Consider the following 3,068-nt stretch of genomic DNA (forward strand, 5'->3'; position numbering starts at 1 on the left):
GGTGGCGTCGGGCGCGGGGCTGGATGCCGCGAGCGCGACCGTGGCCGCGCGGATCGAGACGCAGAATAACGCGACCGTGACGCCGCTCGGTCGCTACGGACCGGACAATAAGCCGGGCCTGCCGGTCGCGGATGTCTACGAGCATGATCCCGCCTTCCGCGCCGCGGTGAAAGCGCTAGGTGGCTTGGAGGCATATGAGGCGGTCACGAAGTGCGTACGGGCCGGTCCGTTTTGTCCGACGACGCCAGCCCAGCAAGCCGCGCTGACCGCCTATTCGCAGGGCAGTGACCGGCTGGAAGGCCAGGCGCGGATCGATGCGTGGTTGTGCAGCGGCGAGACGCCGTTGCTGTGCGGGGTCCAGGCGGTCAACGCGTTCAACCAGACCCCGCTGGGCGTGCGGCTGGTGGGCGGAATGCAGGCTCTGGGCGGTGCGGGGCAGGCGGTCAGCGGCACGATCATGGCTTATGGCGGTGCCTCAACCTGCGTGGCGACCGCCGGCGCGGGGTGCGTCGTCGCGACGCTGGGTGGTGTCAATCTCGGGCTGGGACTGGACAACGCGCACACGGGCTTCCTGTCTCTCCGAGACGGCACGCCGTCCCCAACTCTAGGCGGACGTGTCATATCAACCGTCTCGGGCGCATCGCTGGAAACGTCCGAGGCCATCTACGGCCAGATCAACCTCGCCGTCGGCCTGGGCACGATGGCGGCGGAGTCCGCCCTGGGTCAGGCCACGGCGCGCGCCGGGCCGAAGGTGTCGAGCCTTAACAATACCGCAAGTACTGTTGGCGGCACCGTGATACCCGAAGTCACGGCTACTGCCGAAGTTGGTGGTAGTGTATTTAAAGACGTAAATCAGAATGCTAGAAATATTGTGGAAGCCGATGCTTCGCGGCCTACTATCATCGCGGATCGCGTCGCCGACAAGATCGCTAAGAATGGTTATAAATTACCGAATGGAAATATGGCTGATGCCCACGCCGAAATTGGCGCTATACAACAAGCGTTTGATGCAGGGAAAACGCAAGGTCAATCGATGAATATGACTGTCTCAGGTAAAGATGTTTGTGGATTTTGCCGGGGTGACATTGCTGCGGCAGCGGATAAGGCTGGCCTGAAATCACTGACAATCAACGCTATTGATAATGACACCCTTCTTCCTAAAAAATATATATGGAATCCAGGTATGAAATCCATTCAGGAGGAAAAAAAGTGACTACACTAGGGGGGTATTATTTCGAAAATGGAAATAGGGTGCAATTGGAATTTATAAAGAATCCAGAAATTAGCCAGGTTGATGAAGCTTTTAAAAAATGTATGAATTCAGGAATAGTATCAATTAAAAAATATATCGGAGAAAATGGCGAAGTATCTCTTACTATTACTTGCTATCAGAAAACATTCATGCCGATATGTGGTTATGAAGCAGATGAAGATTATGTGATTATCACTCTGCACGATGAGACACTTCCGGACAAATTGATAGATTTGTTAGGAGAAAAATATCCAGAAAGAGCAACTACGAAAGATAAGTTAGTGGTTCGCAGTATATATGTAGAATTCTTGGCAGGAAAATTGCCAAGCCAACTTTCATGATCGAATGTAAACAAATTTTAGCGTTGGCACCACTTGCTCCTGAAGCCGAATGGGCAGGTCAACGAAAGGTATACGAGCTTGATCATATGGAACCAATTGGAAAAGGTGGAATATTTATGACATGAACAACATAATTATAAAAACTCCATATAACCATATTAGAGGCAAATAGAAATGAATGACGCAGATTATCTAAAGATTTTACTGCGCAGATTTACTGATGTTCCTAAAGATGAAGAAGACATGTGCTTGTCAAATGAAATATGCAGATTAAGTCCGGATCCAAAATGGTCAGACTATATCTTCTATTCGCACGAATTTGTTAATAGCAATGGCAACATTGATATTGACCGTTTGGTAGATAAGCTTATGGCATTTAAGCTTGTGCCTATGCCTGGCTGGTCAAAAGATAAGATATCATAGCTAAAGTATTATTAGCTCAGGGGATGCGGGTTGTTGCCGCTGCACTAGTGAGTCAACGCAAAGATTATGCGCAGACAATGATGGAGAGGTGGCTTGGGAGTCCCGGCACACGTCGCCGATATCAGCAGGTTTACGACTATATCCAGCAAGTAGCCTGAGTTTCTTGGGTAGCGCTAATGTAACCAGCGCCCGTCATATGCCTACTGTTTAAATGACCGATGCGATGATCGGCGCGTACTTAGTTGCCGCGACCGGCGTGTAACTGTCCGTGCGCTCGGCGATCGGGGCGGGGACGATCGAGGTCACGGGCGACGCGGCGAGCCGGTCGGTGGCGGCGACGATCTCGCGCGACACGGGGGCGGCCAATGACGGGCGGAGGTGGCGCAGGGTTTCCAGGCGGCGCAGGTTCTGGTGACGGAGACGAGCGCGTTCTTCGCGTCCAGGGCGCGCGAGGAGGACCGGCTGAAGGCGCAGGCTGAAGAGGCCAGGCAGCGCGGTGATGCGCAGGCTGCGGACGACTATACCAGACAGGCGGAGAAGCTTCACGAGGCCTATGGCCCGGGGAGCACGGCGCGTCTGGTGGCGACGGCGGTATCGGGCGCTGCGGGCGGCGATGCGACGGGCTCGCTGGGCGGTCTGGTGCAGGCCTCGGCGGTGAACGTGCTGCAGGGTCTGGCGACGCAGCAGGTGAAGGCGCTGGCGGACGAACTGGGCGGCAGCGCGGCGGAGAACAGCGCGGCGCGTGCGGCGCTACAGGCGGTGGTGGGCTGCGCGGGCCAGGCGGCGGGCGGCACGGGGAACTGCTCGGCGGGGGCGATGGGGGCGGCCTCGGCGGTGGTGCTGAACCAGTTGCTGAAGAGCGGCCCGACGCCGTCGACGGACAAGGACGGCCAGCCGTTGAGCCAGTCGGCAGGCCAGGCGCGCGATGCGCTGGTGTCGACGCTGGTGGCGGCGGTGGCGTCGGGCGCGGGGCTGGATGCCGCGAGCGCGACCGTGGCCGCGCGGATCGAGACGCAGAATAACGCGACCGTGACGCCGCTCGGTCGCTACGG

General features: G+C 56.8%; 5 protein-coding genes. 4 read left to right on the forward strand and 1 reads right to left on the reverse strand.

Going from position 1 to position 3,068, the window contains the following annotated elements:
* From SM191_RS19325 to SM191_RS19335, 3 genes are all read left to right on the forward strand, one after another.
* A partial coding sequence (locus tag SM191_RS19325) for a cytidine deaminase-like fold-containing protein (RefSeq protein WP_341507625.1) occupies positions 1-1,213 on the forward strand: 1,213 nt, incomplete at its 5' end.
* Positions 1,171-1,593, forward strand: coding sequence for a DUF6911 family protein (locus SM191_RS19330; protein ID WP_341507626.1), 423 nt, complete (start codon positions 1,171-1,173; stop codon positions 1,591-1,593). The genes SM191_RS19325 and SM191_RS19330, both read left to right, overlap by 43 nt.
* 174 nt (positions 1,594-1,767) lie before the next feature.
* Entirely contained in the window at positions 1,768-2,016 is a 249-nt protein-coding gene (locus tag SM191_RS19335; protein WP_307002959.1) for a hypothetical protein, read from the forward strand.
* 207 nt (positions 2,017-2,223) lie between these two features.
* Here the strand turns inward: SM191_RS19335 and SM191_RS19340 are convergent, their stop codons facing one another.
* Positions 2,224-2,370, reverse strand: a complete 147-nt coding sequence (locus SM191_RS19340) for a hypothetical protein (RefSeq protein ID WP_341507627.1) — start codon at positions 2,368-2,370, stop codon at positions 2,224-2,226.
* Between the two features lie 24 nt (positions 2,371-2,394).
* Here SM191_RS19340 and SM191_RS19345 point away from each other — a divergent pair.
* Positions 2,395-3,068 (forward strand): hypothetical protein (locus SM191_RS19345; RefSeq protein WP_341507628.1); only part of this gene is annotated, 674 nt, incomplete at its 3' end.

It is taken from the genome of Sphingomonas sp. 2378, assembly GCF_038084995.1.
Taxonomy (GTDB): Bacteria; Pseudomonadota; Alphaproteobacteria; order Sphingomonadales; family Sphingomonadaceae; genus Sphingomonas.